5 protein-coding genes and 1 tRNA gene are annotated in these 5,198 nt (G+C 46.1%); 1 reads left to right on the top strand and 5 read right to left on the bottom strand.

The features are described from left to right. Positions 1–303: 303 nt before the first annotated feature. Positions 304–379: transfer RNA gene (locus ACV4UY_RS14355), tRNA-Ala, on the top strand. A 1,284-nt stretch (positions 380–1,663) separates the two neighbouring features. Here the strand turns inward: ACV4UY_RS14355 and ACV4UY_RS14350 are convergent. The 5 genes from ACV4UY_RS14350 to ACV4UY_RS14330 form a co-directional block, all read right to left on the bottom strand. Continuing rightward, a complete protein-coding gene (locus ACV4UY_RS14350; protein WP_491608267.1) occupies positions 1,664–2,284 on the bottom strand; it encodes a FlgO family outer membrane protein in 621 nt (206 codons plus the stop codon). A 5-nt stretch (positions 2,285–2,289) separates the two neighbouring features. After that, positions 2,290–2,925 (bottom strand): hypothetical protein, encoded by a 636-nt coding sequence (locus ACV4UY_RS14345; protein WP_491608266.1) that lies wholly within the window; start codon positions 2,923–2,925, stop codon positions 2,290–2,292. A gap of 84 nt (positions 2,926–3,009) precedes the next feature. Next, complete coding sequence (locus ACV4UY_RS14340; RefSeq protein WP_491608265.1) at positions 3,010–3,549, bottom strand: FlgO family outer membrane protein; 540 nt, start codon at positions 3,547–3,549, stop codon at positions 3,010–3,012. A gap of 84 nt (positions 3,550–3,633) precedes the next feature. After that, positions 3,634–4,173: a FlgO family outer membrane protein gene (locus tag ACV4UY_RS14335; RefSeq protein WP_491608264.1), complete on the bottom strand. Its 540-nt coding sequence runs from the start codon at positions 4,171–4,173 to the stop codon at positions 3,634–3,636. A 148-nt stretch (positions 4,174–4,321) separates the two neighbouring features. Then, on the bottom strand, positions 4,322–4,624 hold the full coding sequence (locus ACV4UY_RS14330; RefSeq protein ID WP_491608263.1) for a terminase small subunit-like protein: 303 nt from the start codon (positions 4,622–4,624) through the stop codon (positions 4,322–4,324). Positions 4,625–5,198 lie beyond the last annotated feature (574 nt).

Here is a 5,198-nt window from a genome sequence, read left to right as displayed (position 1 = left end):
CAACCCCATCCGGAGCCGAGCCGAGTCACCGCCCCCGAGACGCGCCAGGCCGGCCAACCCCATCCGGAGCCGAGCCGAGTCACCGCCCCCGAGACGCGCCAGGCCGGCCCCTTGGCAATTTGAAATAGAACCTACTCCAGCGCGTGCAACATTCTCCCCTCACCCCTTTCGCCGTTCGCGGGACGCCTCCGTGACACTCTGGCGTTACTCCCTCACATTCGGTTGCAAACGAGACAATTTAAAAACCTCGAATAAAATGCTTGACAATCCCATCCAACCTGCTTAAAATCCTGCTTCTGATTTGGGGCCATAGCTCAGCTGGGAGAGCGCTTGAATGGCATTCAAGAGGTCGGCGGTTCGATCCCGCCTGGCTCCACCAATCAAAACAAACACTTAGAGCCGCCCGCAAGGTGGCTCTTTTTGTTTCAGTACCCACATAGTACCCACCAGAAAAAAATCCGTGCCTTTGCCAAAACCCTGACATGACAGGGATTACGCTTCGGTCGAGGGTAAACGCCCCTCCCGATGCCGGGGTGCATCTGCCCGCGAAACCGGGATCACCTCTGACTTCTGATCACGCCTTTCTTGATTCCGCCTTCCTCCTGACTGCCAAAGAAGGTTCCAACCCTCTGCCGTCTGCCTGTCACCGCCCAGCGTCCAATTCCCTGTGACCACCTGAAGGGATTCAGGATCGCCTCGGCTAGCGGGTGCCCATGCAGACCAGCATACCACCCCTAAACGACAGAACCGGATCCAGGATCTCCTCGGCTTGCGGGTGTCCATCCAGCCTATCATGACCCACACCCTTGCGGGATACCCGTTGCGGACCTTATGCGCTCGTCTGGCGCGTTCCACCGACAAAGAGGAACTCCCACCCTTTCCAGGCGCACCACCCGCAGAACGCCTTGGATTCGCCATCCGCGCCCATGACAGTCGGTATCGTTCAAGCGCGCCTACGGACGCAGTTTGAAGCCAGGCGTAACGAATCCCCATTGTGGCCTCTGTGCGTGCATCTGTTGCGTTCCACGGCATAGCCTCAACCGGACCACCCCAGATAGGTGGAATCGGCATCGATCCATCGCGTCTACGGGAACAGTTCTAAGCCAAGCGTATCGTCCCCATTGCGGACTCTGTGCGCTCGTCTGTTGCGTTCGACGACAATAACCACCACACCCTGCCCAATGAGTATCCTCACACAGAGCGACTTACATGAGCATGTAGGAAGGATTCACGACCGAAGGTCATGGCGTTGAGAATCATGAGAGAGACATTTGAAATCTGAACGAAAATCGAGATTCGGGCAAATCAAAAGGCAAACAGCCCAGCGTTGATAATGCGGGTTTAGTCGATATATCGATGCCCCTGTAAGGGGATGTCTTCTCTGTCGCAGGAGAGCGGGATTGCGTTTGTGTCGCGTAAATGCAGACATTCATTCTTGAGTCCCCCGAAAAAAGTCCTTTCGCGAGTCGCGATACTGAAATAACATATTGATTTGATTGTGATTGCAAAATTTGCATCAATATTTATAACCGATTGATTTTATTGGTATTGCGTTTTTCGGTCTGACTTTTTTCGGGGGACTCATTCTTGGTCGATTATCGTAATAATAAAATAGTTCTCATGCTCCATAAAAAGAAACTGATCAGAAGAGAGGAGCTTTAGGTCAGTCGCCAACGATTTTCCATGAGTTTGATCGAGACATTTTGTTTATATTGCTTGCTTCTGTCACTTCATAATAGTTTGAAAGAGGAAGTTCATAATCATAGCTAGATATAACAAGCCGCAAATCTGGGGAATTCATTTTTGTATTGATATAGATTCGATCGTTAGCAACTGTATATGTTCCAGTAACAACAGCATTAACAGAATGTGTGGCTACAACCTTTGCTACTTGTCTCGATAACATCAATTCGCCCTTATCATGCACATATCCAACCTGTGAACGCAATCGGGTTGCAACGACTGAATAACCCAGTTGTGTTAACCGAGTAGAAATTTGTTCGCTGATCAAACGTCCTAATGATGATGTTTCTTCCAGTCGGTCAAGATTGACAAAAGTGGCCACCATAATCGTATCTGACTTGTCCAACATCGGAAGATTTTTTAATTGGTTTTTAATCAATGCTTCTGCTGCTGCATGGTTGCTCGCAGTGAGACGGGATGAGGAAGTCTGTTGAATGCGCTCTTGTTCCACTCGGACAGTGCGTTCAAAGAGGGATCCATTATCGGCACAACCCGCCAGAACGAGCATCACGACAGCCAACTTATTGCCATGTCTGCACATGCGAGTCACTCCTGTATCCCTGTAACAAGGGTTGCGCCATGACGCCTTTTCACTAGGTAATTATTCATCTCTTCATACGACAAATAAAATATATCTATTGTTCCATAAACGATCTTGTTATTATTGATCAATCTTGTTGAAACGATAACTTCGTTCTTTGGATATAACGGATCATCGATCAGACCGAAAACTTTATCAAATGTCAAATGCCAAGGTGTTGCTGATGAACGTTGGCGGGCATGGCTAATGATCTGCTCTGAAAATTCCAAGTAAAGGTTGGAATTGGTTGAATTGCTAACAATTACATTTCGTTGTGCTAATTCCGATGTCAATAGATCATAAAAAGCCCGATCAAAGATATTCTGACAGGATGCGGCTTGATCTTTACATCCGGTTCCAGAATGACCAGTCCGGATAACCAATTCTTTGTAATGCATATCATGGCTACTCTTTATATGGTTTGCTATTCTTTCCGAAATATCTTTCGCCAGAGACTGCCAATGCTGTCCAGCCTCAAGAAGTTTCTGAGTTGGTACTGGTTGATTTGGAAAGGTATGGCGATGGACTGCAACAGGAACAGGATGAGTACATCCGGAAAAAAGCAAAAAAACGACAATAACCAATATGTTGATTTTGTTCATGAGATTCGCTTCCTGTTGTTTATGTTTCATAATGCTCAATTCGACATAAATTCCAGTCTTTGTTCTACATTCTCAGATAATTCACTATCCGGAAGAAGGCTGTTTGATATAGTGATTCGGTATAGATATGGAATATGAGCTTAAAATATTGCTATCGTTATCAATAATTTTAGATATCACATAGATTCGACCACCTAAAACAGAATAAGTTCCTGTAATGATAGCCTGCGCTCCATGCTGCTGACTGATAGATTTGATTTCTCGCGACAGAGAGAACTCCCCTTCATCTTTACGAACCAAAATTTTTCCAGTTGCTTTAATTTCCTCAACAAGATAACCATGTTTGACAAATTGCGAACTTAACAGCTCGCCCATTGTCCTGCCAAAATTAGATGAAGATTCTAGCTTATTCAAATCTGCATCATGGCTACTCTTTATATGGTTTGCTATTCTTTCCGAAATATCTTTCGCCAGAGACTGCCAATGCTGTCCAGCCTCAAGAAGTTTCTGAGTTGGTACTGGTTGATTTGGAAAGGTATGGCGATGGACTGCAACAGGAACAGGATGAGTACATCCGGAAAAAAGCAAAAAAACGACAATAACCAATATGTTGATTTTGTTCATGAGATTCGCTTCCTGTTGTTTATGTTTCATAATGCTCAATTCGACATAAATTCCAGTCTTTGTTCTACATTCTCAGATAATTCACTATCCGGAAGAAGGCTGTTTGATATAGTGATTCGGTATAGATATGGAATATGAGCTTAAAATATTGCTATCGTTATCAATAATTTTAGATATCACATAGATTCGACCACCTAAAACAGAATAAGTTCCTGTAATGATAGCCTGCGCTCCATGCTGCTGACTGATAGATTTGATTTCTCGCGACAGAGAGAACTCCCCTTCATCTTTACGAACCAAAATTTTTCCAGTTGCTTTAATTTCCTCAACAAGATAACCATGTTTGACAAATTGCGAACTTAACAGCTCGCCCATTGTCCTGCCAAAATTAGATGAAGATTCTAGCTTATTCAAATCTGCAAAACTGATTACCAGAACCGGTTGATTCCTTGCGAGCACGGGGGATGATCGAAATTGAGTAGTTTTTTCAGCGTTTTCCAGCAAACCTTGTGCAAGAATTTCACTGTAGGTGATCAGGGTTTTGTTATCCACTGGGTTGTTTTGATGAGCGCAACCAGAGACTATAACAAGAATCATTATTAATACAATACTTAACAATCTCATCGTAATCGCCTTATCAATTCCTATGGTGTCAACAAAAAAAGCATAGCGTATTATTCATCTATCGGACAAAAATGAATGGGTGATGAGCTATATTTGTGATTCATGCCATGTTGCGTCGCTTTTGAGTGGCCCGTCACAGCATGAGCAGCTATTCACCCTCCGATGACGGCTTGAACATCAAGCGTTGCAACTCGTTGATGCGAATCGTGAGTTGCTCATCGGAGAGTGCGGACGGGGTGTTGGAGATATCGAGTCGATGCACATCGCCCCAGCGATCCGGGTTGAGTTTTCCGGCAAGCCAGCGGTAAGCCCCAATCCGCACAGCCCGAGCGGCTGGGGAGAGGGATTCATCCTCGGCCACCTCAAGGATCCGGTCGGCCAATACGTCCCCCTTGGCCAGATGGGCGGCGCGCATCTGATTGGCGTACTCGGGGTACCGGTCGCACCACATATACACGAGCCCTTAATCGGGGGACACCATACCTATTAGATTTATCGCCCATAATCGGGGGACACCATACCTATTAGATTTATCGCCCATAATCGGGGGACACCATACCTATTAGATTTATCGCCCGCCCATAATCGGGCAATAATCGGGGGACACCAGCAATAATCGGGGGACACCATCACCAGCAATAATCGCAATAATCGTAATCGGGGGACACCATACCTATTAGATTCGCAATAATCGGTAATCGGGGGACATAATCGGGGGACACCATACCGGGGACATAATCGTAATCGGGGGACACCATACCTGTAATCGGGGGACACCATATACCTGTAATCGGGGGACACCATACCTATTAAATTTATCGCCATCAGGGATAATCGGGGGACACCATACCTATTAAATTTATCGCCATCAGTATTTCCTTTTTTGAATGCCCCACCGCTCGCGCTGTTCGCTCCAGAGCATCGGAAACGATTGGCGCAACGCCTCCCAGGTCATGATGTCCACCGCAGACCTGTATTGCTTCTCTTCGACATGGAGATTTGATAAGATTGCGTTAGCTCCACTT

The organism is Candidatus Magnetaquiglobus sp., from assembly GCF_058402785.1.
Note: the sequence above shows the minus strand (reverse complement) of the source record. Positions and strands in the feature narration are given on the sequence as shown.